Origin of the sequence: Brenneria sp. g21c3 (assembly GCF_040240345.1) — a bacterium.
GTDB lineage: Bacteria > Pseudomonadota > Gammaproteobacteria > Enterobacterales > Enterobacteriaceae > Brenneria.
Map to the genome: position 1 here is coordinate 245,132 of NZ_JBEIAB010000002.1, position 26,197 is coordinate 271,328.

Consider the following 26,197-nt stretch of genomic DNA (forward strand, 5'->3'; position numbering starts at 1 on the left):
CCCGCGCTAAAGTCATCAATTTATCTTTCCTTATATTACGTTGATACTTTTATGCAATGAAAGCGGGGAGGTGGATTATGAAAGTTTCGTCATTGTATCTGTTCTATCAAGCCTATCTTGCTGCGGGCAAATCTAAATGGTTAAGCGGGATATCGGCTCAACAGCGGCTGGCGTTATTGCAGCAGGCGACGCAGTGGCAAATCGAGGAAATGCCGGAAGATGCCTATCGGCACTGGATTTAAGGGTAAGTCGCCGAGCGATAAGTGATAGTTAAAGAATAATTCTGAGTAATGGTGCATTTCACCAGCCAGCGGATCTTCCGCTGGTTTTTTTTATGCTTGTTCAATAAAGCGCGGTCAGCGGCAATACATACGCATCCAACGCGTTGCTGTCATTAAGCAACGCGCTGAAATTATGGCGGAATCGACAGCCGTCCCGCCGCCTACTCGACGGCTTCCCCGCGCGCGTAGGCGGCGGCCCGGGCGAGCTGCTCGTCGGTTGGACGTATGCCGGTGTACAGCACAAACTGTTCCAGCGCCTGTAGCGCGATCACTTCCGCCCCGGTAATCACCTGCTTGCCTTTTTGCCGCGCATAACGGATCAAGGGGGTTTCCGCCGGCAAAGCCACCACGTCGAATACGATTTTCGCGGCATCGATGGTGGCGGGTTCAAACGGCAACTGTTCGGATTCCTCTCCCCCCGCCATACCGATAGGCGTCACGTTGATTATCATCTCCACCGGTAAAACGCCCACTTCGGGTTGCCAGGTATAGCCATATTGTGTCGCCAGCGCTTTGCCTGTGGCTTCATTACGGGCAATGATGTATCCGTTTTTGAATCCCGCATCGCGTAGCGCCGCGGTGACCGCCTTTGCCATGCCGCCGCTGCCGCGTAGAGCAAAGGTTGTCGCTGGCGGCACCTGGTGTTGATCCAAGAGTTTTGCGATGGCGATATAGTCGGTGTTGTAGGCGCGAAGGAAACCATCGTCATTGACGATGGTGTTTACCGATTCAATCGCTTTGGCGGAAGTATCCAACTGGTCTAAAAAAGGGATACAGCGCTCTTTGAACGGCATGGACACGGCGCAACCACGGATTCCCAATGCCCGCACGCCGCCCACCGCCGCCTGTATATCTTTTGTGGTAAAGGCCTTGTAGATAAAATTCAGGCCCAGTTCCTGATACAGATAGTTATGGAACCGGGTGCCGAAATTGCCGGGACGCCCCGACAATGACATGCACAGTTGAGTATCTTTGTTAATTTCACGACTCATGGGGATTCCTCAGTACATTGACAGGCATCTATGCCTTTCAGCCTACGCCCAATAGCGGCGGATTCAGATGGCTGGCGCCTGATTGAGCACGAAATCTTCCGCGGCTTTCGACCACAGACCGTCATTTTCGCGCAGCAACACCTGCAATTGCCGGGTAAATTCCGTCTCCTGCGGTGCCTGAGCTAACGTCCTCAGGCTAAGCAGCGGAAGGGATTTCCCGGTATAGACCAACTTTTTTCCGCCAATAATTTGTGGAAGATTCAGCGTGGTTTCCGCCGCAGCATTCAGACCCAGTATATGAGAAACCACTTTGCTGACATCGATCTTTTTACCCTCAATCAGTTTCACCGCGGCGCGCATGTCTGCGGTATTGCCGCCGGACGTGCCGACATAATGGGTAAATGCATAGTGCATATCGTAAAAGTTAATGGGCGCGCTGAATGATTTGTCCTGTGGGCCGGCGAAGAAATTCATACAGCCGTCGGGGGCCAGCAGCGAAGAGGCGAGGGCGACCAATTCCTCAGACGGCACGAAGACAAAGATGTCGTCATAGCCAGCGCCCTCGGTCAAACCAAGCAGATAACCGCGTTGGTCCGCTAAGGTTTTCACATTGATGTAGTTCACCTGCGTATTATTATCGGCGGGATACAGATGTTCGGCATAACGGACCTTTTCTTCATGGCGATCGGTTACTACCAGACGCCGTGGCTGGATTGGGCCGTGCAGCGCATAGTCGATCGCCAGCAGCCCCATTGGTCCGGTGCCGCCCAGAATCAGTAGATTGCCTCCCGGTTTGATGCCCATCGTGTGATCATAGCCGCCGGCGGTCAGGTGATAATTGGCGTTGAATGCGCCAATGACGCATGACAGCGGTTCAACCAGAGAGCCTTCGAAGTAGCTGTCGCCTTGATAAGCCAGCAGGCAATCCTGCGCCATCACCTCATCGGGGATCAGTACATGTGTCGCTTCTCCGCCGATATAGGGAAAGGAATAGCCCGGACAGTCCGGGCGATCCGGCAGTTGCAGATTGGCCTGGATAACATAGCGGCTGCCGGGCTTGAATTTGTGCTGCCATTTTTTACCGACGCGCAGGATATCGCCGCAGAATTCATGGCCGATGATAATCGGGTTTTCCGCCACGTTATCCGGCACCTTTTTATGGTTAGCCCCCTGATTGGCCTCTTTCCAGGAAGAGAGGCAAATACTGTCGGTGACGACGGTCGCTAAAATTTCGTCGTCAGCCATTTCCGGTAATTCAAATTGCTCCAGACGCAGGTCGTTTTTACCATACAGGCGCAGTGCGGTCGTTTTCATCATGTCCTCATCATCGCAGGTGAAAGATTAAGAAAGAATGCCGAGCCAGTAGCCGAAAATGCCAAGCCCAAACAGCGAGAAAATCAGCCAGATCGGGTTTATCTTGCGTTTCAGCAAGCGCATCATCAGTAGCGTCAGCCCTAGCGCCAACAAGCCGGGACACAGTTGGTCGAGGATGTTCTGTACCGTCATCACGACCGGTTGGCCTTGTGGGTCGGGCGTTTCGGATACCACCAGCGGCACGTTGATGGTGGTCCACTTGGTGACCAATACGCCCATAATGAACAGGCCGAGGATTGAAGCGCCTTCCGTCAGTTTTTGCAGCAGGTTGCCCGCCATGTCCTTGACGATATCTACCCCTTTGCTAAAGCCGTATTGCAGACCAAACCATTTCAACGCCAGCCGCACCAGATTGAAGATCAGGAAGAACAGTATCGGCCCCATGACGTTGCCGCCGAGCGCCAACGAAGCGCCCAGCGCGGCGGTGATTGGCCGTAGCGTACCCCACACCAGCGGATCGCCGACCCCGGCCAGCGGCCCCATCAGGCCGACCTTCAGGCTATTGATTGCGCCCTCATCAATGTCGGCGCCGTTGGCGCGCGACTCTTCCATCGCGGCCGTTACGCCCAGTACCGGACCGACCACCGCAGGCGTGGTGTTGAAAAACACCAGATGGCGTTTCATCGCCGCGATCTGATCCTCTTTTAACGGATACAGACGTTTGATGGCCGGGATCATGTCGTAACAAAAACCCAGACCGTGAATGCGTTCGTAGTTAAACGACGCCTGTTGCAGGTTCGATCTGAGGAACATTTTGAATAGATCGGCGCGGGTTAAGCGTTTTGGTGAATTTTCCATCATCGTTCTCCTAATCTTCCAGTTCGTCTAAGCGCTGGTCGTGTTCCTGCGGGGCGCGGCGTGCTGGCTGGTAGTTCGGATTCAGTTGGATGTAAATCAGCGCGATAATCAGGCCGACGCCGCCGAAGGCCAGCAGGCTGAAATTGAGGTAGCCGCCGGCCAGGAACCCGAGGAAGAAAAACGGCATCAGGTATTTGACGCCCATCATGTTCAGTACCATGGCGTAACCCACCACCACGATGAACCCGCCGGCAATTTGCAGACCGCGCGTCACGACTTCCGGGATGGCGCTCAGCATCTGGCTGACCATATCGGCGCTGACGAATATCGAGACAAACAGCACCGGAATGGCGACCCGCAGCGCTTGTACGCCCAGCGCGGAGATGTGCAGCAGATCGACCATGGCGAAGTTGGCTTTTTCCGCCGCTTTGTCGGCGGCATGCTGGAAAATGACGGTAATAGTCCGGGCGAACACCGTCAGCACCTGTCCGGCTGCCGCTACCGGCAGCGCAATGGCGATACCGGTGGGGATGCTTTGGTGGCCGACGACGACCAGAATGGTGGAAATGATACTGGCGAGCGCGGAATCCGGTGATTGCGCCGCGCCGATGTTCATCCAGCCCAGCGCAATCAGTTCCAGCGTGCCGCCGAGGATCACGCCGGACGTCATGTCGCCCAGAATTAATCCGGTGACGGTGCAGGCGATCAACGGGCGGTGCGTCTGGAATTCATCCAATACGCTGCCCATTCCGGCAATACAGGCAAAAATAAATATCAGGATAATTTGTACGATGCTTATTTCCATGATGGTGCGCCTTACTTATTTTGTGTAAAACAACCCCATGTTTCATGCGAGGACATGAAACGCTGTCGGTGATGAAATAAAGCGTTTGGTTAAGCGTTAACTGAATTCAACGGCGTTAATCTTATTAATAAAATCTATCGGTGGGTCGGAAATGACGACGCGTAAATCCAATTCAACCCCGGCGGATGCCAATTGCTGAAAAGCATCAACATCCTGTTTATCCAGCGAGACGGCTTTGGTTAACTGTGTTTTGCCGATACGATAAGCCATACCGCCGATATTTATTTTTTTAATTTTTACGCCGGCATTAACCATGCGCAGTACGTCGTTCGGATTGGTAAATAAATAAAATACCGTATCGTTGGCATATTTTTCGTTGTGATAAACGGCCACGGCTTTTTCAATATTCACCACGTTAACTTTGATCCCCGGAGGAGCCGCTTGTTTTAATAACGTTTTGCGTAGCTCATCGTGATAAACATCGTCGTTGCAGATCATGATGCGTTCCGCCTTCGCCTCTTTGGCCCAAACGGTGGTGACCTGACCGTGGATTAGGCGATCGTCGATTCTGGCTAATTTTATTTTCATTGGAAATCCGCCTCTTCTTCTTCACAGGTGTGCAGATCGCGCAAAGAGCAGACGCACGCCTTGCCGATCTCCGTTAGATGTACGGCCAACTGTCTGGCGCTCATTCCCTGCTGGTTGTCGGCTATCTCCAGGCACAGCGGCAGAGAGATGCCGGTAATCACTTCCAACTGCGGATTTTTCAGCGCCAGCATCGCGGCGGCGTTGTATGGGCTGCCGCCAAATAGATCGACGGCAATCAGCCACGGCTGCGGCGGCAACTGCGCCATGATTTGCTGCATGTTGCGCATGATGTCATCGGCATTTTGCCCTTTACTGAAGATCAGCGGGTGGATCGGCCCGGTTGCGCCGTACACCATATTGACCGAATCAAGCAGCGCAGGGGCCAGCTTGCCATGGGCGCATAGGATCACGGGAGTGGTCATCTTCAGCCTCCTAACCGCGGATTTTGCCGCCGGCGAGATAGTCGCACCCATCCGTGACGATAATCATTATTTGAACAGTCCTGCATATTCTTGCTCCTCATTATTGGTTGGTTGTTTTTCGGCAAGGGGAGGCCGTAAACGACGAGTCGCCGTTTAAAATCGTTATTTTTCTTTGGTTCTGTTATGGCGTAATAGTTAGCAGTTTTTCCGCCGTCTCCTTGGTTGTAACCAGACAATTAATATAGCCGCCGTTAATGGCGCCGATAATGCCGGACAACTTTTCATAGGAATGCGCTACGCCTATGGCGTAATTGGCGCGTTTAATTTTATCCAGCGTAATATTGATGGTTTTCTCAGAAAGATAAGTCGTGATGCCTTTTCCGTCCGAGTCGTAAAAACGGGAGCATATATCTCCGGCAACCAGTGCTGTATTAACGTGTTCAATAACATCGCTGCCATAAAAAGCGCGCCAGATAGAATGTCCAGTAATATTGGGCGAGCCAATGCCAAAAACGGCAATATCCAGTTTGTCCCAATATTCGGAAATAGCGCGATAATGCTGTGATTCCATGATGCCGTCGCGAATCAGTTTCTGCTCAAGAATAGCTGGAAAATCAATCAGCTTTGATTCTGCCCGCATCTTGCTTGCCGCGCTGTAAACGATGGTATTGACGTGGTAGCGGCTTTCCAACTTGCCGGATGGGCCGCCGACCATCGGCACGCAGGTGACGGTTTTTTTGCCGCAGCCGTCGGCCATCTGGTCTACGACCGCTGCCAGCGCGCTGCCCCATGAGAAGCCGATCACATCACGATCTTCAATAATGCCATTGAGAAAATTGGCGCACAGTAACCCCATGCTATTGAGTTGTTCCTGCATCGACTGCCCGGCATCCACCGGGGATACAATGGCTTCTTTTAGTCCAAATCGCTGTTTTAACCGTTGTTCCAACAGCAGCGTTTCATTGAACTGGTAATTGATGGCGATAGTAACAATGCCTTGCTGACGGATCTTTTTCAGCATCCGGCTGATGGTGGTGCGATAAATGCCGAGCGATTTCGCGATCTGCGACTGGGTCAAATCCTGCTCGTAATACATTTGTGCAATTTTGATCAGCAAACGCAGGTCGTCATTGTTCTCCATTGGCCCCCCCCAATATATTTGCACATTTGTGCAGGCATTAATCGGCTATTTCTGATTTGATATAATCATGTTCATATCAGCCTGTCAAAATGTCGACTGGCGATAAATTTGTTTTTTCTGGTTTTATTTACCGATAAATTTTATTTACAAAGCATTAAATAACGCACAGTTGTGCATTATTGGCTATTTAATTGATAGAGCTTACGTTTGTGGCGCGCGGTTTATTTTGCACGAGTGAGCGGAAATCGGTAGTTCGTCACATTTTTATTTTCGTAAAAATAAAATTTTGCACATTTGTGCAAATTAAGGAAAGGCGGTAGAGGCAATCGAAATATATTGATTAGCGCATTTGACGATCGATCTGCCAGGATGGCGTTATTTCCGATCTTAATCGCCAGATAAAGGCAAAAAACGCAGCGCTTCCTCGGGGAAGCGCTGCGGTTACGCGATGAGGGAAATACCGAGTCCGGTATTTCCGGTAGTCATCAATGCAGGAAAGAGGGCTGATTCTTTTCGTAATCGGCGATGGCCGCCTCGTGCTGCAATGTCAGGCCGATGTTGTCCAGACCATTGAGCATGCAGTGACGGCGGAAGCTGTCGATTTCAAACGGATAGCTTTTGCCGCCGGCCAATACGGTCTGCTTTTCCAGATCGACGGTGAAGGTGATGCCTTCTTCGCCGTCGACCAGCTTGAACAACGTATCGACATCCGCTTCGCTCAATCGGACCGGCAGCAGCTGGTTGTTGAGCGCATTGCCGTAAAAGATATCGGCAAAGCTCGGCGCAATCACCACCTGAAAACCGTAATCGGTCAGCGCCCAGGGCGCGTGTTCGCGTGAAGAACCACAGCCGAAGTTTTCCCGCGCCAGCAGAATGCTGGCGCCTTTATAGCGCGGTTTGTTCAGCACAAAATCAGGGTTGGGTTGCTGGCCGGACTCGTCCAGAAAACGCCAGTCGTTGAACAGGTGCTGGCCGAAACCGGTACGCGTCACCTTTTGCAGAAACTGCTTGGGAATGATCGCGTCGGTATCAACGTTAGCGGCGTCCAGAGGAACCACCAGACCTGTATGTTGGGTAAATTTAGCCATGTCGGTTTCTCTCTTAATTCAACTCGCGGATATCGGCAAAACGGCCGGTAACGGCAGCCGCGGCGGCCATCGCCGGGCTGACCAGATGCGTGCGGCCGGCGCGGCCCTGACGGCCTTCGAAGTTACGGTTGCTGGTGGAGGCGCAGCGCTCGCCGGGGTTCAGGCGGTCGTTATTCATAGCCAGACACATGGAGCAACCGGGCAGGCGCCATTCAAAGCCGGCTTCGATAAACACTTTATCCAGCCCTTCCAGTTCCGCCATGGTCTTCACCGGGCCGGAGCCGGGTACCACGATAGCCTGCACGCCTTTGGCGACCTTGCGGCCTTTGGCGACTTCCGCCGCCGCGCGCAAGTCTTCGATACGCGAGTTGGTACAGGAGCCGATGAAGACTTTATCGATCGCCACCTCGGTCAGTTTGATGCCGGGTTGCAAATCCATATACGCCAGCGCTTTGGCCGCTGAAGCCCGTTCCACCGGATCGCTGAAGGATTCCGGCGCGGGAATGGTCTGATTGACGGCAATCACCTGACCGGGGTTGGTACCCCAGGTGACCTGCGGCGCGATATCGGCCGCGTTCAGCGTGACGACAGTGTCGAAGCTGGCGTCGTCATCGGATTTCAGCGTGCTCCAGTAAGCGACGGCGGCATCCCAGTCTGCGCCTTTAGGCGCGAACTGGCGGCCTTTCAGATAGGCGAACGTGGTTTCATCCGGCGCCACCAAACCGGCTTTGGCGCCCATTTCGATCGCCATGTTGCACAGCGTCATGCGGCCTTCCATGCTCAGCGACCGGATGGCGTCGCCGCAAAATTCCACGACGTGTCCGGTACCGCCCGCGCTGCCGGTTTTACCGATAATCGCCAGCACGATATCTTTGGCGGTGATGCCGGGCGCGGCATTACCGGTCACTTCGATTTTCATGGTTTTCGCGCGCCCTTGTTTCAGGGTTTGCGTTGCCATTACATGCTCGACTTCCGACGTGCCGATGCCAAACGCCAGCGAACCGAACGCGCCGTGCGTGGCGGTATGGGAGTCGCCGCAGACGATGGTCATGCCCGGCAGCGTCATACCCTGTTCCGGGCCGATAACATGCACGATGCCCTGATACGGGTGATTCAGGTCATACAGCTGTACGCCGAACTCAGCGCAGTTTTTAATCAGTTCCTGCATCTGAATACGCGCCATATCGCCACAGGCGTTGATATCTTTCGTCTGGGTGGAGACGTTATGGTCCATGGTGGCGAAGGTTTTACCCGGCTGACGAAGTTTGCGTCCTTTGGCGCGCAGACCGTCGAAGGCCTGCGGCGAGGTCACTTCGTGTACCAGATGGCGGTCAATATACAGCAGGGGCGTTTCATTCGGCGCCTCGTAGACGACATGCGCATCGAACAATTTTTGATATAACGTCTTACTCATGATCAGGCCCCTTGCGCAACAAACCGGGCAATGATATCGCCCATTTCATCCGTACCCACCGCGTTGCCGTCGCTGGCCAGATCCGAAGTGCGATAGCCTTCGGACAATGCCAGGTTCACCGCTTTTTCAACCGCTGTGGCGGCGTCATCCGCGTCCAGGCTGTAACGCAACAGCAGCGCCAGGGATAAAATCTGCGCAATCGGATTGGCGATGTTTTTGCCGGCGATATCCGGCGCGGAACCACCCGCCGGTTCGTACAAACCGAAGCCCTGCTCGTTCAGGCTGGCGGACGGCAGCATGCCCATCGAACCGGTGATCATCGCGCATTCGTCGGACAGAATATCGCCAAACAGGTTGGAACACAGCACCACGTCAAACTGGGACGGATCTTTAATCAGCTGCATGGTGGCGTTGTCGATATACATATGCGAGAGCTGCACGTCAGGATAGCTTTTGGCGATTTCGCTGACGATTTCACGCCACAGGATAGAGCTTTGCAGCACGTTGGCTTTATCGATCGAGGTGACGATGCCGCGACGTTTACGGGCGGACTCGAAGGCGATGTGCGCAATACGCTCGATCTCAAAACGGTGATAAACCTCGGTATCGAATGCGCGTTCGTACTGACCGCTGCCTTCGCGTCCCTTCGGTTGACCAAAGTAGATGCCGCCGGTCAGTTCGCGCACGCACAGAATATCAAAGCCTTTGGCGGCGATGTCGCCGCGCAGCGGACAGAATGCTTCCAGCCCTTGATACAGACGCGCGGGGCGCAGGTTGCTGAATAAGCGGAAATGTTTGCGTAACGGCAGCAATGCGCCGCGTTCCGGCTGTTCGTCCGGCGGCAGGTTCACCCATTTCGGGCCGCCCACTGAGCCGAACAGAATCGCATCGGCCTGCTCGCAACCGGCAACCGTCGCCGGCGGCAACGGCATCCCCTGACGATCGATGGCAATGCCGCCCACGTCGTATTCGCTGGTGGTGATCCGCATGTCGAAGCGTTGACGTACCGCTTCCAACACTTTGTGGGCCTGCGCCATTACTTCCGGGCCAATACCGTCTCCGGGTAAGACGGCGATATGGTAACTCTTTGTCATCACACTGTTTCCTGACTATTTTGTTGTTTGCTATTGTGCTGTTGCAGACGCTGAATTTCTTTTTCTACCTGCTGAGCGCGTTTGATATTGTTCAGAACGTTCACCATCGCCTGAGCGGAGGATTCGACGATATCCGTCGCCAGGCCGACGCCGTGGAAACGACGACCCTGATAATCCGCCACGATATCCACCTGACCCAATGCATCTCTGCCGTGTCCTTTGGCGGTCAGTTGATATTTGACCAGTGAAATCTGATAGCCGGTAATGCGGTTAATAGCCTGATAAACGGCGTCAACCGGACCGTTGCCGGTCGCGGCTTCTGACTGGGTTTCATCGCCGCAGACCAGTTTGACCGAGGCGGTCGCCATCACGCTGGAACCCGATTGTACGCTGAAATAGTCCAGACGATAAAATTCCGCGTCCTCTTGCTTGTTATTGATAAAGGCCAGCGCTTCCAGATCGTAATCGAAAACCTGACCTTTTTTGTCGGCCAGTTTCAGGAATTCGGCGTACAGATTATCCAGATTATAATCGCTGTCTTTATAACCCATCTCTTCCATACGGTGTTTCACCGCCGCACGACCGGAACGGGAAGTCAGGTTCAACTGGACTTCTTTCAGGCCGATGGATTCCGGCGTCATGATTTCGTAGTTTTCGCGGTTTTTCAGCACGCCGTCCTGATGAATGCCGGAGGAGTGGGCGAAAGCGTTGGAACCGACGATGGCCTTGTTGGCCGGGATCGGCATGTTGCAAATCTGGCTGATCAACTGACTGGTACGGTAGATTTCCTGATGATTGATATTGGTTTGCAGATTCAGAATGTCATGACGGGTTTTGATCGCCATGATCACTTCTTCCAGCGCGCAGTTGCCGGCGCGTTCGCCGATGCCGTTCAGCGTGCCTTCCACCTGACGCGCGCCGGCGTTGACCGCCGCCATGGCGTTGCCCACCGCCAGACCGAGATCGTCATGGGTGTGAACGGAGATAATGGCTTTATCGATATTGGGTACGCGTTGATACAGAGAAGAGATGATATTGCTGAATTCGTGAGGCAGGGTATAACCGACGGTGTCCGGGATGTTGATGGTGCGGGCGCCGGCATCGATGGCGGCCTCCACCACGCGACACAGATCGGCGATTGGCGTGCGCCCGGCGTCTTCACAGGAGAATTCCACATCGTCGGTGTAGTTGCGCGCGCGTTTGATCATATAAATCGCGCGCTCGATAACGTCGTCCAGCGTACTGCGCAGCTTGGTGGCGATATGCATCGGCGAGGTGGCGATAAAGGTGTGGATGCGGAAGGCGTCGGCCACGCGCAGCGCCTCGGCGGCGACGTCGATATCTTTTTCAACGCAGCGAGTGAGGCCGCAAACCCGGCTGTTTTTGATATGGCGGGCAATGGTCTGTACCGATTCGAAATCGCCGGGAGAGGACACCGGAAAGCCGACTTCCATTACGTCGACGCCCATTCTTTCCAGCGCCTGTGCAATCTGGAGTTTCTCCTTAACGCTCAGACTGGCCTGCAACGCCTGTTCACCGTCACGTAATGTGGTATCGAAAATAATAACTTGTTGGCTCATCGGCTTGATTCCTTATCGTATTTACTGGCGCCCGGCGAGTTAAAAAAAAACCCGCGCATCGGCGCGGGTTTTTTTATTGGAAGGTGCGAAATCAGTTCTGAATCCTGCCCACCAGCATACCGCGCAACGTAGATGCGTTTAGTAGTAGGCCTAGTAGGAAAGAGAAATTGAACATGATATCTCGTCATCTGAAATTGATTCGCTGCCCATATTGGTACTTGATTTGCAGGGTTATGTCAATATTTGATTTGTTTGGCTACGGCCGAATCATCGCCCGGCGGCTTTGTTTGCGCCGCCGAATAACATTGCGGTTTTGGCGGATAACGGTAGACTGCTGCCAAAATTATGTACGGCTTTTCCCTAATCTATTGTGTATATATTAAATGCGCTTTTGAATAAAATAACGAAATCAAAACAGAGCGAACATCGGGATTTCCCCCGTCTATATAAAAGATAGAGAGAAGCGTAACCGCTTTCTGAACAAAAGAGGCAAACCCATGGAGATGTTGTCAGGCGCCGAGATGGTGGTCCGATCGTTAATCGATCAGGGCGTAAAACATGTGTTCGGCTACCCCGGCGGTGCCGTGCTGGATATTTATGACGCCTTGCATACGGTTGGCGGCATTGAACATATTTTGGTTCGTCACGAACAGGGCGCGGTGCATATGGCCGATGGCTATGCGCGCGCCACCGGCGACGTCGGCGTGGTGTTGGTGACCTCCGGTCCCGGCGCGACTAACGCCATTACCGGCATCGCCACCGCTTATATGGATTCGATTCCCATGGTGGTGCTTTCCGGTCAGGTGGCGTCATCCCTGATTGGCTATGACGCGTTTCAGGAGTGCGACATGGTGGGCATTTCCCGTCCCATCGTGAAACACAGTTTCCTGGTCAAGCAGGCGGAAGATGTGCCAACCATACTGAAAAAAGCCTTTTATCTGGCATCCAGCGGCCGTCCCGGTCCTGTGGTGGTGGATTTGCCGAAAGACGTGATGAGTCCGGCCAATAAGCTGCCTTATATGTATCCCGACCATGTCAGCATGCGTTCGTACAATCCGACGGTTCAGGGACATAAAGGCCAGATCCGCCGCGCGCTGCAAACGTTGCTGGCGGCGGAGAAACCCGTTATCTACAGCGGCGGCGGGGTGATTAGCGCCGATTGCCATCAGGAACTGCTGGCGCTGGCGGAGCAACTCAATCTGCCGGTGACCACGTCATTGATGGGACTGGGCGGTTTCCCCGGCACGCATCGTCAAAGTCTGGGCATGCTCGGCATGCACGGTACTTATGAAGCCAATATGGCCATGCATCATGCCGACGTGATTTTCGCCGTCGGAGTCCGTTTTGACGATCGCACCACCAATAATCTGGCGAAATATTGTCCTGAGGCGACGGTGTTGCATATCGATATCGATCCGGCGTCGATCTCGAAAACGGTTTCGGCGGATGTGCCGATCGTCGGCGATGCCAGGCAGGTACTGACGTTGATGCTGGAGTTGCTGGCGCAGGACGGCGCTCAGCAGCAGTTCGATGCGTTGCGCGACTGGTGGCTGAATATCGAGCAATGGCGGTCGCGGCATTGCCTGGCATATAACCAGGATGGCGATAGCATAAAACCTCAGGCCGTGATTGAAACCCTGTACCGGCTGACGAAGGGCGAGGCTTATGTGGCCTCGGATGTGGGTCAGCATCAGATGTTTGCCGCGCTCTATTATCAATTCGATCTCCCGCGCCGTTGGGTTAACTCCGGCGGTCTGGGCACCATGGGATTCGGTCTGCCCGCCGCATTGGGCATCAAGCTGGCGTTGCCGGAAGAGACGGTTATCTGCGTCACCGGCGATGGCAGCATCCAGATGAATATCCAGGAGCTTTCCACCGCGCTGCAATATAACCTGCCGATCGTGGTGGTTAACCTTAACAACCGCTTCCTCGGTATGGTGAAGCAGTGGCAGGACATGATTTATTCCGGCCGCCATTCCAACTCCTATATGGAATCCCTGCCGGATTTCGTCAAGCTGGCGGAAGCCTATGGCCATATCGGTATTTCCATCAATACGCCTGACGAGCTGGAAGAGAAGCTGGCGCAGGCGCTGGCGCAGAAAAATCGTCTGGTGTTTGTGGATGTCAACGTCGACAGCAGCGAGCATGTCTACCCCATGCAGATCCGCGGCGGCGGGATGGACGAAATGTGGCTAAGCAAAACGGAGAGGACCTGATCATGCGTCGGATTTTATCGGTATTACTGGAAAATGAATCAGGCGCATTGTCGCGTGTCGTCGGCCTGTTCTCTCAGCGCGGCTACAACATCGAAAGTTTAACGGTCGCGCCCACTGACGATCCAACGCTGTCGCGCATGACCATTCAAACGGTCGGCGACGAAAAAGCGCTGGAGCAGATAGAAAAACAGCTGCATAAGCTGGTGGATGTATTACGCGTCAGCGAACTGGGACAAGGCTCTCACGTCGAACGTGAAATCATGCTGGTGAAATTGCAGGCGACAGGTTACGGCCGTGAAGAGGTCAAACGTTGCGCCGAGATCTTTCGCGGGCAGATTGTCGATGTCACCACCTCGCTTTACACCGTACAGTTGGCGGGAACCAGCGATAAGCTGGATGCATTTCTGAATGCGGTGCGTGAAGCGGCGGATATTGTGGAAGTCGCGCGTTCCGGGATCGTCGGCGTCTCCCGCGGCGATAAAATCATGCGCTAAGGCCGATTTTCGCTGACCAGGCTCGACCATGGCGTCGGGCCTGCCGACTACCGCATTCCGCGTCTTCCTTGTCTGCTGATTTTAACGTACGGATCGGCGGCAATCTGAAATATGCAGGTATATGATAAAAGCGGTTGCTGTTCAGTAGCGTCTGCGGTTAGATCTACGCCATATCCATGAGGAGCTTATGGTCATCGCTCTATTTATTTATCCGGCTTACTAAGGGGTTTCCGTGAAACTGGATGAAATCGCGCGTCTTGCGGGTGTTTCACGCACGACCGCCAGTTATGTGATCAACGGTAAAGCAAAACAGTATCGCGTCAGTGATAAGACCGTTGAAAAAGTCATGGCCGTGGTCAGAGAGCATAATTATCATCCTAATGCCGTCGCCGCCGGATTGCGTGCCGGGCGCACGCGTTCTATCGGTCTGGTGATTCCCGATTTGGAAAATACCAGCTATACGCGTATTGCCAACTATCTTGAGCGCCAGGCGCGACAACGCGGATATCAGTTGTTGATTGCCTGCTCTGAAGATCGGCCGGATAACGAAATGCGTTGTATCGAACATCTGCTGCAACGCCAGGTCGATGCCATCATCGTGTCGACGGCGTTACCGCCGGAGCACCCGTTCTATCAGCGTTGGGCCAATGACAGTCTGCCGATTATCGCGCTGGACAGGGCATTGGATCGCGAACATTTTACCAGCGTGGTGGGCGCCGATCTGGAGGATGCCGAAATGCTGGCGCAGGAACTGAGAAAAATTCCGGCGGATTCGGTGCTTTATCTGGGGGCGTTACCTGAGCTTTCCGTGAGTTTCCTGCGCGAACAGGGGTTCCGTCAGGCCTGGGCCGGCGATCCTCGCGAAGTGAATTACCTGTACGCCAATAGTTACGAACGCGTGGAGGCGGCAACGGTATTCGCCGAGTATCTGAAAGATCATCCGATGCCGAAGGCGTTATTCACCACCGCTTTTCCGCTTTTACAAGGCGTGATGGACGTGACGCTGAAAATGAGCGGGCGTTTGCCGAACAATCTGGCGATTGCCACTTTTGGCGATAATGAGCTGTTGGATTTTCTGGAATGTCCGGTCTTGTCGGTGGCCCAGCGTCATCGTGAAGTGGCTGAGCGCGTGTTGGAACTGGTGCTGGCCAGTCTGGATGAGCCGAAAAGGCCGAAACCGGGCCTTAACCGCATCCGCCGTAACCTTTATCGTCGGGGATCGCTCAGCCGACGTTAATTCCGCTTTTATTGCGCCATATGACTTATCGGAAAATATGGCGCCTGCTTGCAACGGACGCATCATTCATCAATTAGTTAGTCACTATGTCAGACATTAATCAGGCCAGCTTCAAACTCTCGCCGGAAAAAGCCCTTTCGGGCGAACAGAACGCATTGAAACGCAACATTGAGGACTTCCTGAACACGCATCGGCACGATCGGCATGCGTTCTTTGTGATTCACGGCGAAGCAGGAACCGGCAAAAGCGTTTTATTGAACGCCATTTTTCGCGATATACAAACCCATGCCCGCCTTCAGCCACGGCATCCGCTTTACGGCAGTGAAAACTATCTGCTGGTAAACCATCCCGAGATGCTGAAAGCCTATAAAAATGCGACGGATAACCAACCGAGCCTGCGCAAAAAGGATTATGAGCGTCCCACCACCTTTATTAATCGTATGGACAAACGCGGAGCAATCGCGGATATCGTTCTGGTTGATGAAGCCCATCTGCTGCTGACCCGACGCGATAGCTATAACCACTTTTTCTACGATAATCATCTGGATGAGATTATTCGCCTGGCGCGGATCGTCGTCCTGGTTTTTGATGAGCGTCAGGTGCTGAAATTCAAGAGCCTGTGGAGCGAGAGCCAGTTGTCGCGCATGATGAACCAGTGGCCGCATGACGTTTATGTGCTGCAACACCAGTTCAGAATGCGGGCTGATGCGGCGGTTCAGCGCTGGATCCGCGCTTTCTGCCAGCGCAAACTACAGCCTTTGCCGTCTTCCGCCGTAGCCGGAGGGAAAAGCGATTTCGAAATCCGAATATTCGACGATGCGCAGGCAATGTATGACGCGGTAAAAGAAAAAAATGCCGCCAGCGGGCTGTCGAGAATGTTGTCCACTTACGATTATCCTTATCGGCTGGACGGACAGGATTATTTTATTGCGGAAGGGCGGTTCCGCCTGCGTTGGGATCGCTCAAAACCCAGCGAGCGATTGCCGTGGGCAGAGCGCGAAGACACCATTGATGAAGTGGGATCGGTCTATACCGTGCAGGGATTCGATCTGAACTACGTCGGTTTGATCCTTGGCCCTTCGGTGGCCTGGGATGCGCAGAGAAAAGAGATTGTGCTCGATCCCGCCAGATACGAAGACAGCGCGGCTTTTCAGGGCAAGGCGCGGATTGATAACAGCGAGGCGGTGAAAGAGCGCATCATGCTTAATGCCATCAATGTGCTGATGACCCGCGCCATCCATGGACTTTACCTGTACGCGCATGATGAAAAACTGCGTACGGTACTCATGTCGCTACAGAACGAGAGATGAAAACGGAGATAACGATGACAGCAACAGAAGTGCTATGGATCGACGATCCGCGGATGCAACAGGTTTCCCGTCCTGTTGATACCATTGATGATCATGTGAAAGCGGTGGTCGAGCAGATGTTTGCCGTTATTGACGAGATGAAGGATTCGGGGCTTGCCGCCATTCAACTCGGTATTCCACTACGTATTGTCGTGATCGATATGGCGGATGAGCAGGGCAAACGTCAGCGTCTGACGTTGATCAATCCGCAGATAACCGAATACTCGGAAGAAAAGACGGCACATCTGGAGCTGTGTTCTTCCATTCCGGAACATCCTATGCCGGCGGAACGCTCAAAGCGGGTGAAGGTGACATTCCTCGATTTGGACGGCAAAACCCAGGAAATAGATGCCGGAGGGGAATTTGCCGTGTGTCTGCAACACGAGATCGATCATCTGGACGGCGTCTCGTTGCTCGACAACCTTTCCGACCTGAAGCGCAGCCGCCTCAAGGTACAGCTTGCCAAGCTGCGCCGTAAGACGGCTTCCCGCCAGTAAGATCCCGGCCTGCGCGCGATTATTCGGCTGAGCGCAGGACGTTAGTTCGGTTGCCGCCGGTTGGTGTCGTGAAATTGAAGAGGAACGGCCACCCTGAATAACCGACGGCAGTATTCCAGAAAGTATCCGTACACGACCCCCATCGCCATGGAGATGACCGCATTGCTGGCAACGGCGGTCAGTATCTGTGATTCATCCGCCCCGATAGCCCAGAGAATCGCGAGATAAACCGGAGACTGAAAGCTGACATACGCGAATAGGTCGGCAAGGTTGCGCATCAGGAAATGTTCCGATAGATGACGTCTGGCGATGCCGAGCACCTGGTCGCGGTAAATGCCGTAGGGCCAGGCGACCACGATATTGACCGGAATGGACAGCAGACGAGAAGAAAACGACTGTTCAAAGCTCATGCCGGACAGCCCAATCTCAATCACCATGCCGGTGATGAAGCAGTAAATGACTAACGCAAAGGTATCTGCGGTGGCATTCCGTAATCGCGATGTCGGGGAGAACATACCAGCTAACTCCAGTTTAAGGTGGCGGATAGAACAAAAATCAGAGTAAAGCATCTGTGTTGGTCTTTTGTTTTGCTTTTAAATTTTTTGCTAGTGTACATCACTGCATTGTTGCTTAATAAGTAGCTTAAAATATTTATTTTTGACCGCTTGGTCAGTTTTATCGCTACTTTATTTCTGCCAATTCATGGAATCGCGAGTTTATGGTGCGAAGGATGTGAAAAATCTTTTTAAACAATAGGTTGTGATTTTTACCCCAGAAGGGTTCACGGCGATAGTGACATTAATAAAAAGGGAATAAGGCGGAGGTTGATAATTAATGATGGAAATAGTTCTGTTCGTCTTTAACCACGACAGCAAAGGTTATTAAAGCGGGTCATTACTCTGTTTATATAAACAGTGTTTTTATTTCCTCTGGTCGTGAAGTCGGCGGGGAAGGAAATGTAAATTAATGTCGATTTGATGATTAATAAAGAAACAATAAGTGAGGATGTCAAAAATGTGACGTTGAGCAAATCTCACCGATGGCAGTATAATGGCTCCAAAGCGCGCAAGCCTTGTCTGCTCAGGCCTGAGACGCATTCGGACTATTCTGGAAATATTTATATTTGGTATCAGTCTGTGACAGTAAAAATAATCTCTTGCTGCGAATTTATTGCCATATCTTTATACAAAGTTATTTTTGGGTGAATTTTTCTTAAATTTTCATGACGTTAATCTTTATTAATTATCCATCCTTATTTTTTTTACCCTCATGTCGGCTCAAATTCATGCAGAAATAATTCCAAAGCACGCCCGCTCTGGCTTGACAAGGTTTTCATACCCTCCGTACACTCTCCAATGTGGGAATTTGTGGGATAAAGTGGCGAAAAAGGTTATGAAGGGGTAACTCAGGTATGTTTCGTGGGGCTACGCTGGTTAATCTCGACAGCAAGGGGCGGCTTGCCGTACCCACCCGTTATCGGGATACGCTGAACGAGGAATCGCAAGGTCAAATGGTCTGCACCATTGATCTTCACCAGCCATGTCTGCTGCTTTATCCCTTGCCTGAGTGGGAAATTATTGAACAGAAACTTTCTCGTCTGTCGAGCATGATCCCCGCCGAACGTCGTGTTCAGCGTTTGTTATTGGGGCATGCCAGCGAATGTCAGATGGATAATGCGGGACGTTTATTAATCGCCAGTACGTTGCGGCAACACGCAGGTCTTACAAAAGAAGTGATGCTGGTCGGGCAGTTCAACAAGTTTGAGCTGTGGGATGAACAGACCTGGTATCAACAGGTCAAGGATGATATCGACGCAGAACAGTCGACTCAGGAAGCGCTGTCTGAGCGATTGCAGGACTTATCACTATAGTCATGCCGGAAAATTATAAACACACAACCGTGCTATTGGATGAAGCCGTTAACGGTTTGAACATTCGCGGTAACGGAATCTATGTAGACGGTACTTTTGGCCGTGGCGGCCACTCTCGTCTTATTCTTTCCCAACTGGGACCAGAAGGACGTTTACTGGCAATCGATCGCGATCCTCAGGCCATTGAGGTCGCCAAGACGATAGACGATCCCCGCTTTTCTATTATTCATGGCCCGTTTTCAGCGCTGGCAGACTATATGGCGGAGCGCGATCTTACCGGTCGCATTGACGGCGTGTTGCTGGATCTGGGCGTGTCATCGCCTCAGCTTGACGATCCCGAACGCGGTTTTTCATTTATGCGCGACGGTCCGCTGGATATGCGCATGGATCCCACGCGCGGCGTTTCGGCGGCGGAATGGCTGATGAAAGCGGAAGCGGATGACATCGTCTGGGTATTAAAAACCTTCGGCGAAGAACGTTTTGCGAAGCGGATCGCCCGCGCCATTGTCGAACGTAACCGCACCGAACCGATGACGCGAACCAAAGAGCTGGCCGAACTGATAGCGGCCGCCAGTCCGATTCGCGAGAAGCATAAACATCCGGCGACGCGCAGTTTTCAGGCTATCCGGATTTATATCAACAGCGAACTGGAAGAGATTGAACAGGCGTTGAACGGCGCGTTGAGCGTATTGGCTCCGCATGGCCGCCTGTCGGTTATCAGCTTCCACTCGCTGGAAGACAGAATTGTGAAGCGCTTCATTCGTCATCAGAGCCGCGGTCCCCAGGTGCCGGCGGGTATGCCGTTGACGGAAGCGCAACTTCGCAGTCAGGGCGGACAAACGTTGAAGTCGGTGGGGAAAATGAAGCCTTCCGCTGAAGAAGTGGCTGAAAACCCGCGGGCTCGCAGTTCGGTTCTGAGGTTTGCCGAGAGGCTGCCGGCATGATAGGGCATGAGCGTCATGGACTGGTCGGCGTTATCGGCGAGGATCTGCTGCGTAATGCCAAGATCCCGACGTTGTTGATGATTGCCGTGCTGGTTTCCGCGGTGTTCGTCGTCACGACGGCGCATAAAACGCGTTTGTTGACCTCGGAGCGCGAACATCTGTTGTTGGAGCGCGATGCACTGGATATTGAATGGCGTAACTTGATTCTGGAAGAGAACTCCTTAGGGGATCATAGCCGCGTTGAGCGGATCGCGACGGAAAAACTGAAAATGGGACATGTCGATCCGTCACAGGAAAATATTGTGGTTAAGCAATGAACTAAACAGGCATCCAATTAAGCATGAAAGCAGCTCGTACAGGAAGATTGAAACGCCAGGAAGACCAGGCCAGCTTTGTTAGCTGGCGTTTTGCGTTGCTTTGCGGCTGTATTCTGTTGGCGATGGTTGGACTGATGGTTCGTGCCGCTTATCTCCAGGTGATCAACCCCGATAAACTGGTGCGCGAAGGGGACATGCGCTCCCTGCGCGTACAGGAAATACCGACGGCTCGCGGCATGATCAGCGATCGCGCCGGGCGCCCCCTGGCGGTCAGCGTGCCGGTAAACGCGGTCTGGGCCGATCCGAAAGATCTGAATGACCATGGCGGCATCACGCAGGATACGCGCTGGAAGGCGCTTTCCGATGCGCTTGAGATTCCGCTGGATCAAATGACCGCGAAGATTAACGCCAATCCCAAAGGACGCTTCGTCTACCTGGCGCGCCAGGTGAATCCGGCAATCGGCGAATATATTCATAAACTGAAGCTGCCCGGCATTAACTTACGCCAGGAGTCGCGCCGTTATTATCCTTCGGGTCAGGTCACTTCTCATTTGATTGGTTTTACCAATATCGACGGCCAGGGCATTGAAGGGGTCGAAAAAAGCTTCGATCGCTGGCTGACCGGACAACCGGGCGAACGCACCGTGCGTAAAGATCGGTTCGGCCGGGTGATTGAAGACATTTCTTCCGTTGACAGTCAGGCCGCGCATAATCTGGCGTTGAGCATTGACGAGCGTTTACAGGCGCTGGTCTATCGTGAGCTGAACAACGCCGTGGCCTTTAACAAGGCGGAGTCCGGCACGGCGGTATTGGTTGATGTGAATACCGGGGAAGTGCTGGCGATGGCGAACAGTCCGTCCTATAACCCCAATAATCTGTCCGGTACGCCTAAAGACATTATGCGCAACCGCGCCATTACCGATATTTTTGAACCGGGCTCCACCGTGAAGCCGATGGTGGTAATGACCGCGTTGCAACGCGGGGTGATAAAAGAAAACAGCGTGCTCAACACCCAGCCGTATTACGTTAACGGTCACGAAATCAAAGACGTGGCCCGTTACAATGAATTGACCCTTACCGGGATCCTCCAGAAGTCGAGTAACGTCGGTGTTTCCAAGCTGGCGTTAGCGATGCCTTCCTCCGCGCTAGTCGAAACATACTCGCGCATGGGGTTGGGAAAAGCGACCAATTTGGGGTTGGTCGGAGAAAGCAGTGGCTTATACCCGCAAAAACAACGGTGGTCTGACATAGAGAGGGCCACCTTCTCTTTCGGCTACGGGCTAATGGTAACGCCGTTACAATTAGCGCGAGTCTACGCCACCATCGGCAGCTTCGGGGTTTACCGCCCGTTATCGATTACCAAAGTCGATCCGCCGGTTGCGGGTGAACGCGTGTTTCCCGAAGCGTTGGTGCGTACCGTGGTGCATATGATGGAAAGCGTCGCCCTGCCGGGCGGCGGCGGCACCAAAGCGGCGATTAAAGGTTATCGGATTGCCATTAAAACCGGGACGGCGAAAAAGGTCGGGCCGGATGGCAAGTACATCAATAAATACATTGCCTATACGGCGGGCGTCGCGCCCGCCAGCAACCCCCGGTTTGCGTTGGTCGTGGTTATCAACGATCCCCAGGCCGGTAAGTATTACGGCGGTGCGGTTTCCGCGCCGATCTTTGGCGCCATCATGGGGGGCGTTCTGCGTACGATGAATGTAGAGCCTGATGCCTTGCCCACGGGTGACAAAAATGATTTTGTGATTAATCGAGAAGAGGGGTCAGGTGGCAGATCGTAATTTGCGCGAGTTATTAGCGCCGTGGGTGCAGGGTGCTCCGGCGTGTGCGCTGCGGGAAATGATACTAGACAGCCGCAATGCGGCTGCCGGGGATCTGTTTGTCGCTGTCGTCGGCCACCAAACGGATGGGCGGCGCTATATCCCGCAGGCGATTGCACAAGGCGTGGCTGCGATTATTGCTGAAGCCGAGGACGAAGCTTCCGATGGTACGGTGCGTGAAATGCATGGCGTACCGGTGGTTTACCTTAGCAATCTGAACCATCGCCTTTCCGCACTGGCGGGACGCTTCTATCAACAGCCGGCAGAAAAATTACAGTTGATCGGCGTGACCGGCACCAATGGAAAGACCACCACGACGCAGTTGCTGGCGCAGTGGAGCCAGGCGTTGGGAGAAACCAGCGCCGTCATGGGTACGGTCGGCAACGGCCTGCTGGGACGCATCACGCCGGCGGAAAACACCACGGGTTCGGCAGTCGATGTGCAACATGTATTGAGGCAACTGGTCGATCAGGGCGCAACGTTCGCCGCCATGGAGGTTTCTTCTCATGGTCTGGCGCAAGGCCGTGTGGCGGCGCTGCCGTTTGCCGCCGCGGCGTTCACCAATCTGAGTCGGGATCATCTGGATTATCATGGCGATATGGAACATTACGAAGCCGCTAAATGGTCCCTGTTTGCCGAGCATCGGGTAGGGCAGATGATTATCAATGCGGATGACGACGTTGGTCGTCGCTGGCTGGATAAACTGCCGGATGCCGTCGCCGTTACCATGGAAAACAATCTGATTCCCGGCTGTCGTGGGCGCTGGCTGAAAACCACCGGCGTCGATTATCACGACAACGGCACCATTATTCGTTTTGACTCCAGTTGGGGGCATGGCGAGATTGAAAGCCATCTGATCGGCGAATTTAACGTCAGCAATCTGTTGCTGGCGCTGGCGACGCTGCTTTCGCTGGGTTATCCCCTCAGCCAGTTGATTGCGGCCGGATCGCATCTGCAACCCGTGTGCGGCAGGATGGAGGCGTTTCACGCCGAAGGCCGCCCTATGGTGTTGGTGGATTATGCCCATACCCCGGACGCGCTGGAAAAAGCGCTGGCGGCCGCGCGGCTGCATTGCAAAGGCCAACTGTGGTGCGTCTTCGGTTGCGGCGGCGATCGCGATAAAGGTAAGCGCCCACTTATGGCGGGAATAGCGGAGCAACTGGCCGATCGTGTCGTGGTGACCGACGATAACCCGCGTAGCGAAGCGCCCGCCGCCATTATCGACGATATCTTATCGGGCTTGCTGGATGCCGGGCGTGTCCAGGTGATTCATGGTCGGGCTGAAGCCGTGACCCGCGCGGTCATGCAGGCAAAAGAACAGGATGTGGTGTTGGTAGCCGGTAAAGGCCATGAGGATTATCAATTGATAGGCAATCAGCGTCTGGATTATTCGGATCGGATTACCGTCGCCCGCTTGCTGGGGGTGATCGCATGATTCGCGTTTCCTTACAGCAGATAGCCTCCGTGGTGAGCGCCGAATTGATTGGCGAGAACGTCGAGATCGATGAGGTTTCAACCGACACGCGTAAGCTGAAAGCAGGGTGTTTGTTCGTCGCGTTAAAAGGCGAGAAATTTGATGCGCATGATTATGCCGACGCGGCCTGTCAAAGCGGCGCCGCGGCTCTGTTGGTCAGTAAGCGCTTACCTGTTAATGCGCCGCAGTTGCTGGTGAAAGATACCCGCCTGGCGTTGGGCAAACTGGCCGGCTGGGTAAGAGAGCAGTCAGGCGCGCGCGTAGTGGCGTTAACCGGGTCTTCCGGTAAGACTTCGGTCAAGGAAATGACCGCCGCCATTCTGCGCCAGTGCGGCAATGTGCTGTATACCGCCGGCAACTTTAACAATGATATCGGCGTGCCGTTGACGCTATTGCGTCTGACGCCGGAACATCAGTTCGCGGTCATTGAATTAGGCGCCAACCATATCGGCGAGATTGCTTACACCACCGATCTGGTGCGTCCCGAAAGCGCGTTGGTCAACAATCTTGCCGCCGCGCATTTGGAAGGCTTCGGTTCTCTGGCCGGCGTGGCGCAGGCGAAAGGGGAAATCTTCGCCGGTCTGCCCGCCGACGGCGTGGCGATTATCAATGCGGACAGCAACGATTTCCCGCACTGGCAGACAATCCTGAACCACAAAACGCTCTGGCGTTTTGCCGCGCAGGCAGCCAGCAATTTCGATTTCTTTGCCAGCGACGTCCGGGTGCTTGCCCAGGGGACGGCGTTCAATCTGCATACGCCGTTCGGGCAGATTGAGGCGATGCTGCCTTTGCCGGGGCGGCATAACGTGGCGAATGCGCTGGCGGCGACGGCGCTGGCCATGTCCGTCGGCGCGACATTGGCGGCGGTCAAAACCGGTTTGGCGCAAATCAAGGCGGTGCCGGGACGACTGTTCCCGATCGTGCTGGCGGAAGGAAAATTGCTGCTGGATGACAGCTACAACGCCAATGTCGGCTCAATGACGGCGGCGGCGCAGGTTCTTGCCGAAATGCCGGGCTACCGCGTGATGGTGGTCGGCGATATGGGCGAATTGGGCGAGCAGGCGGCGGAGTGTCATCGTCAGGTGGGCGAGGCCGCGCGCGCGGCCGGTATCGACAAGGTATTAAGCGTGGGGACGTTAAGCGAATTAATCGGCCATGCCAGCGGCAAGGGCGAACATTTTCAGAATAAAGCCGCACTGGTTTCACGACTTGGCGCGTTGGTGTCTGAACACAAAATAATAAGCATATTGGTTAAGGGTTCACGTAGCACTGCGATGGAGCAGGTAGTACGCGCATTACAGGAGAATGCAACATGTTAGTGTGGCTGGCCGAGCATCTGGTCAAATTTTATTCCGGCTTCAACGTCTTTTCCTATTTGACGTTTCGCGCCATCGTCAGCCTGCTGACCGCATTGATCATTTCTTTATGGATGGGGCCGCATTTGATCGCCTGGCTGCAACGCTTGCAGATTGGGCAGGTGGTGCGTAATGACGGACCGGAGTCGCATTTCAGCAAGCGGGGAACGCCGACGATGGGCGGCGTGATGATTCTGGCCTCCATCTCCATTTCGGTGCTGATGTGGGTGAATCTGGCTAATCCGTATGTCTGGTGCGTGCTGGTTGTCCTGCTGGGTTACGGCTTCGTCGGCTTTGTTGACGATTACCGCAAAGTGGTGCGCAAAGACACCAAGGGACTGATTGCGCGCTGGAAGTATTTCTGGCAGTCGCTGATTGCGCTGGTGGTGGCGTTCGTCATGTATTCGATCGGCAAGGATACGCCGGCGACGCAACTGGTGGTGCCGTTCTTTAAGGACGTCATGCCGCAGTTGGGACTGCTTTATATCGTACTGGCCTACTTTGTGATTGTCGGGACCAGTAATGCGGTGAACCTGACTGATGGTCTGGACGGCCTGGCGATCATGCCGACGGTCTTCGTCGCCGCGGGATTTGCGCTGGTCGCCTGGGCGACGGGGAACATGAACTTTGCCGGTTATCTGCATATTCCTTATATCCGGCATGCCAGCGAACTGGTGGTGGTCTGTACGGCGATTGTCGGGGCGGGACTCGGCTTCTTGTGGTTTAACACCTATCCCGCCCAGGTTTTCATGGGGGATGTGGGTTCGCTGGCGTTGGGCGGCGCGCTGGGCACCATCGCGGTGCTGCTGCGTCAGGAGTTTTTGCTGGTGATTATGGGCGGCGTATTCGTGGTGGAAACGCTGTCGGTCATCTTGCAGGTAGGGTCTTTTAAGTTACGTGGTCAGCGTATTTTCCGCATGGCGCCGATTCATCATCATTATGAACTTAAAGGGTGGCCGGAACCGCGCGTGATCGTACGTTTCTGGATTATTTCGCTGATGCTGGTGCTGATTGGCCTGGCAACGCTGAAGGTACGGTAAA

Annotated in this window: 25 protein-coding genes; 13 read left to right on the plus strand and 12 right to left on the minus strand. The window is 53.9% G+C overall.

Annotated elements, in window-relative coordinates:
* The first annotated feature begins 77 nt into the window (after nucleotides 1-77).
* Nucleotides 78-242, plus strand: coding sequence for a glucose uptake inhibitor SgrT (sgrT, locus tag ABRZ28_RS03830; protein ID WP_330519531.1), 165 nt, complete (start codon nucleotides 78-80; stop codon nucleotides 240-242).
* 200 nt (nucleotides 243-442) lie between these two features.
* On the opposite strand, the gene ABRZ28_RS03835 is transcribed toward sgrT, so the two are convergent.
* The 11 genes from ABRZ28_RS03835 to leuA form a co-directional block, all read right to left on the minus strand.
* Nucleotides 443-1,273: a shikimate 5-dehydrogenase gene (locus ABRZ28_RS03835; protein WP_330519532.1), complete on the minus strand. Its 831-nt coding sequence runs from the start codon at nucleotides 1,271-1,273 to the stop codon at nucleotides 443-445.
* Nucleotides 1,274-1,336: 63 nt separating this feature from the next.
* On the minus strand, nucleotides 1,337-2,587 hold the full coding sequence (locus tag ABRZ28_RS03840) for a zinc-binding dehydrogenase (RefSeq protein ID WP_330519652.1): 1,251 nt from the start codon (nucleotides 2,585-2,587) through the stop codon (nucleotides 1,337-1,339).
* A gap of 27 nt (nucleotides 2,588-2,614) precedes the next feature.
* Complete coding sequence (locus ABRZ28_RS03845; RefSeq protein WP_319604774.1) at nucleotides 2,615-3,445, minus strand: PTS system mannose/fructose/sorbose family transporter subunit IID; 831 nt, start codon at nucleotides 3,443-3,445, stop codon at nucleotides 2,615-2,617.
* A 10-nt stretch (nucleotides 3,446-3,455) separates the two neighbouring features.
* Nucleotides 3,456-4,250 carry a PTS mannose/fructose/sorbose transporter subunit IIC gene (locus ABRZ28_RS03850; RefSeq protein ID WP_330519533.1) on the minus strand — a complete coding sequence of 265 codons (795 nt, stop codon included), beginning with the start codon at nucleotides 4,248-4,250 and terminating at the stop codon, nucleotides 3,456-3,458.
* 96 nt (nucleotides 4,251-4,346) lie between these two features.
* Entirely contained in the window at nucleotides 4,347-4,838 is a 492-nt protein-coding gene (locus ABRZ28_RS03855) for a PTS sugar transporter subunit IIB (protein WP_330519534.1), read from the minus strand.
* The gene (locus ABRZ28_RS03860; protein ID WP_330519535.1) at nucleotides 4,835-5,260 is read right to left on the minus strand and encodes a PTS sugar transporter subunit IIA; all 426 of its coding nucleotides are present in this window, start codon (nucleotides 5,258-5,260) and stop codon (nucleotides 4,835-4,837) included. Before ABRZ28_RS03860 ends, ABRZ28_RS03855 begins: the two co-directional genes overlap by 4 nt.
* Before the next feature lie 181 nt (nucleotides 5,261-5,441).
* The gene (locus ABRZ28_RS03865; protein ID WP_319604637.1) at nucleotides 5,442-6,401 is read right to left on the minus strand and encodes a sugar-binding transcriptional regulator; all 960 of its coding nucleotides are present in this window, start codon (nucleotides 6,399-6,401) and stop codon (nucleotides 5,442-5,444) included.
* Nucleotides 6,402-6,886: 485 nt separating this feature from the next.
* Entirely contained in the window at nucleotides 6,887-7,489 is a 603-nt protein-coding gene (leuD, locus tag ABRZ28_RS03870) for a 3-isopropylmalate dehydratase small subunit (protein WP_319604636.1), read from the minus strand.
* A 13-nt stretch (nucleotides 7,490-7,502) separates the two neighbouring features.
* Entirely contained in the window at nucleotides 7,503-8,903 is a 1,401-nt protein-coding gene (leuC, locus tag ABRZ28_RS03875; protein ID WP_319604635.1) for a 3-isopropylmalate dehydratase large subunit, read from the minus strand.
* 2 nt (nucleotides 8,904-8,905) lie between these two features.
* Entirely contained in the window at nucleotides 8,906-9,997 is a 1,092-nt protein-coding gene (gene leuB / locus ABRZ28_RS03880; protein ID WP_330519536.1) for a 3-isopropylmalate dehydrogenase, read from the minus strand.
* On the minus strand, nucleotides 9,997-11,577 hold the full coding sequence (gene leuA / locus ABRZ28_RS03885; protein WP_330519537.1) for a 2-isopropylmalate synthase: 1,581 nt from the start codon (nucleotides 11,575-11,577) through the stop codon (nucleotides 9,997-9,999). The genes leuB and leuA overlap by 1 nt, the downstream gene beginning before the upstream one ends.
* A gap of 497 nt (nucleotides 11,578-12,074) precedes the next feature.
* Here leuA and ilvI point away from each other — a divergent pair, with 497 nt between their 5' ends.
* The 5 genes from ilvI (at nucleotide 12,075) to def (ending at nucleotide 17,370) form a co-directional block, all read left to right on the plus strand.
* Nucleotides 12,075-13,793 carry an acetolactate synthase 3 large subunit gene (ilvI, locus tag ABRZ28_RS03890; RefSeq protein ID WP_330519538.1) on the plus strand — a complete coding sequence of 573 codons (1,719 nt, stop codon included), beginning with the start codon at nucleotides 12,075-12,077 and terminating at the stop codon, nucleotides 13,791-13,793.
* A 2-nt stretch (nucleotides 13,794-13,795) separates the two neighbouring features.
* On the plus strand, nucleotides 13,796-14,287 hold the full coding sequence (gene ilvN / locus ABRZ28_RS03895; protein WP_319604631.1) for an acetolactate synthase small subunit: 492 nt from the start codon (nucleotides 13,796-13,798) through the stop codon (nucleotides 14,285-14,287).
* 232 nt (nucleotides 14,288-14,519) lie between these two features.
* Nucleotides 14,520-15,524, plus strand: coding sequence for a catabolite repressor/activator (gene cra / locus ABRZ28_RS03900; protein ID WP_319604630.1), 1,005 nt, complete (start codon nucleotides 14,520-14,522; stop codon nucleotides 15,522-15,524).
* An 86-nt stretch (nucleotides 15,525-15,610) separates the two neighbouring features.
* A complete protein-coding gene (locus ABRZ28_RS03905; protein WP_319604629.1) occupies nucleotides 15,611-16,834 on the plus strand; it encodes a DUF2075 domain-containing protein in 1,224 nt (407 codons plus the stop codon).
* A 14-nt stretch (nucleotides 16,835-16,848) separates the two neighbouring features.
* Nucleotides 16,849-17,370 (plus strand): peptide deformylase, encoded by a 522-nt coding sequence (gene def / locus ABRZ28_RS03910; protein ID WP_319604628.1) that lies wholly within the window; start codon nucleotides 16,849-16,851, stop codon nucleotides 17,368-17,370.
* Nucleotides 17,371-17,411: 41 nt separating this feature from the next.
* Here the strand turns inward: def and ABRZ28_RS03915 are convergent, their stop codons facing one another.
* Nucleotides 17,412-17,885: an L-alanine exporter AlaE gene (locus tag ABRZ28_RS03915; RefSeq protein WP_319604627.1), complete on the minus strand. Its 474-nt coding sequence runs from the start codon at nucleotides 17,883-17,885 to the stop codon at nucleotides 17,412-17,414.
* An 896-nt stretch (nucleotides 17,886-18,781) separates the two neighbouring features.
* On the opposite strand from ABRZ28_RS03915, the gene mraZ reads away from it, so the two are divergent.
* Genes mraZ through mraY form a run of 7 tightly spaced genes read left to right on the plus strand, consistent with a single transcriptional unit; the run spans nucleotide 18,782 to nucleotide 26,196 of the window.
* Nucleotides 18,782-19,240 (plus strand): division/cell wall cluster transcriptional repressor MraZ, encoded by a 459-nt coding sequence (gene mraZ, locus ABRZ28_RS03920; RefSeq protein WP_319604626.1) that lies wholly within the window; start codon nucleotides 18,782-18,784, stop codon nucleotides 19,238-19,240.
* Between the two features lie 2 nt (nucleotides 19,241-19,242).
* On the plus strand, nucleotides 19,243-20,184 hold the full coding sequence (gene rsmH / locus ABRZ28_RS03925; RefSeq protein WP_319604625.1) for a 16S rRNA (cytosine(1402)-N(4))-methyltransferase RsmH: 942 nt from the start codon (nucleotides 19,243-19,245) through the stop codon (nucleotides 20,182-20,184).
* On the plus strand, nucleotides 20,181-20,501 hold the full coding sequence (gene ftsL, locus ABRZ28_RS03930; protein ID WP_319604624.1) for a cell division protein FtsL: 321 nt from the start codon (nucleotides 20,181-20,183) through the stop codon (nucleotides 20,499-20,501). Before rsmH ends, ftsL begins: the two co-directional genes overlap by 4 nt.
* Nucleotides 20,502-20,524: 23 nt before the next feature.
* On the plus strand, nucleotides 20,525-22,288 hold the full coding sequence (gene ftsI, locus ABRZ28_RS03935; RefSeq protein ID WP_319604623.1) for a peptidoglycan DD-transpeptidase PBP3: 1,764 nt from the start codon (nucleotides 20,525-20,527) through the stop codon (nucleotides 22,286-22,288).
* Complete coding sequence (murE, locus tag ABRZ28_RS03940; protein WP_319604622.1) at nucleotides 22,275-23,762, plus strand: UDP-N-acetylmuramoyl-L-alanyl-D-glutamate--2,6-diaminopimelate ligase; 1,488 nt, start codon at nucleotides 22,275-22,277, stop codon at nucleotides 23,760-23,762. The genes ftsI and murE overlap by 14 nt, the downstream gene beginning before the upstream one ends.
* On the plus strand, nucleotides 23,759-25,120 hold the full coding sequence (gene murF / locus ABRZ28_RS03945) for a UDP-N-acetylmuramoyl-tripeptide--D-alanyl-D-alanine ligase (RefSeq protein ID WP_330519539.1): 1,362 nt from the start codon (nucleotides 23,759-23,761) through the stop codon (nucleotides 25,118-25,120). The genes murE and murF overlap by 4 nt, the downstream gene beginning before the upstream one ends.
* A complete protein-coding gene (gene mraY, locus ABRZ28_RS03950; RefSeq protein WP_330519540.1) occupies nucleotides 25,114-26,196 on the plus strand; it encodes a phospho-N-acetylmuramoyl-pentapeptide-transferase in 1,083 nt (360 codons plus the stop codon). The genes murF and mraY overlap by 7 nt, the downstream gene beginning before the upstream one ends.
* The last annotated feature ends 1 nt before the right edge of the window (nucleotide 26,197 follow it).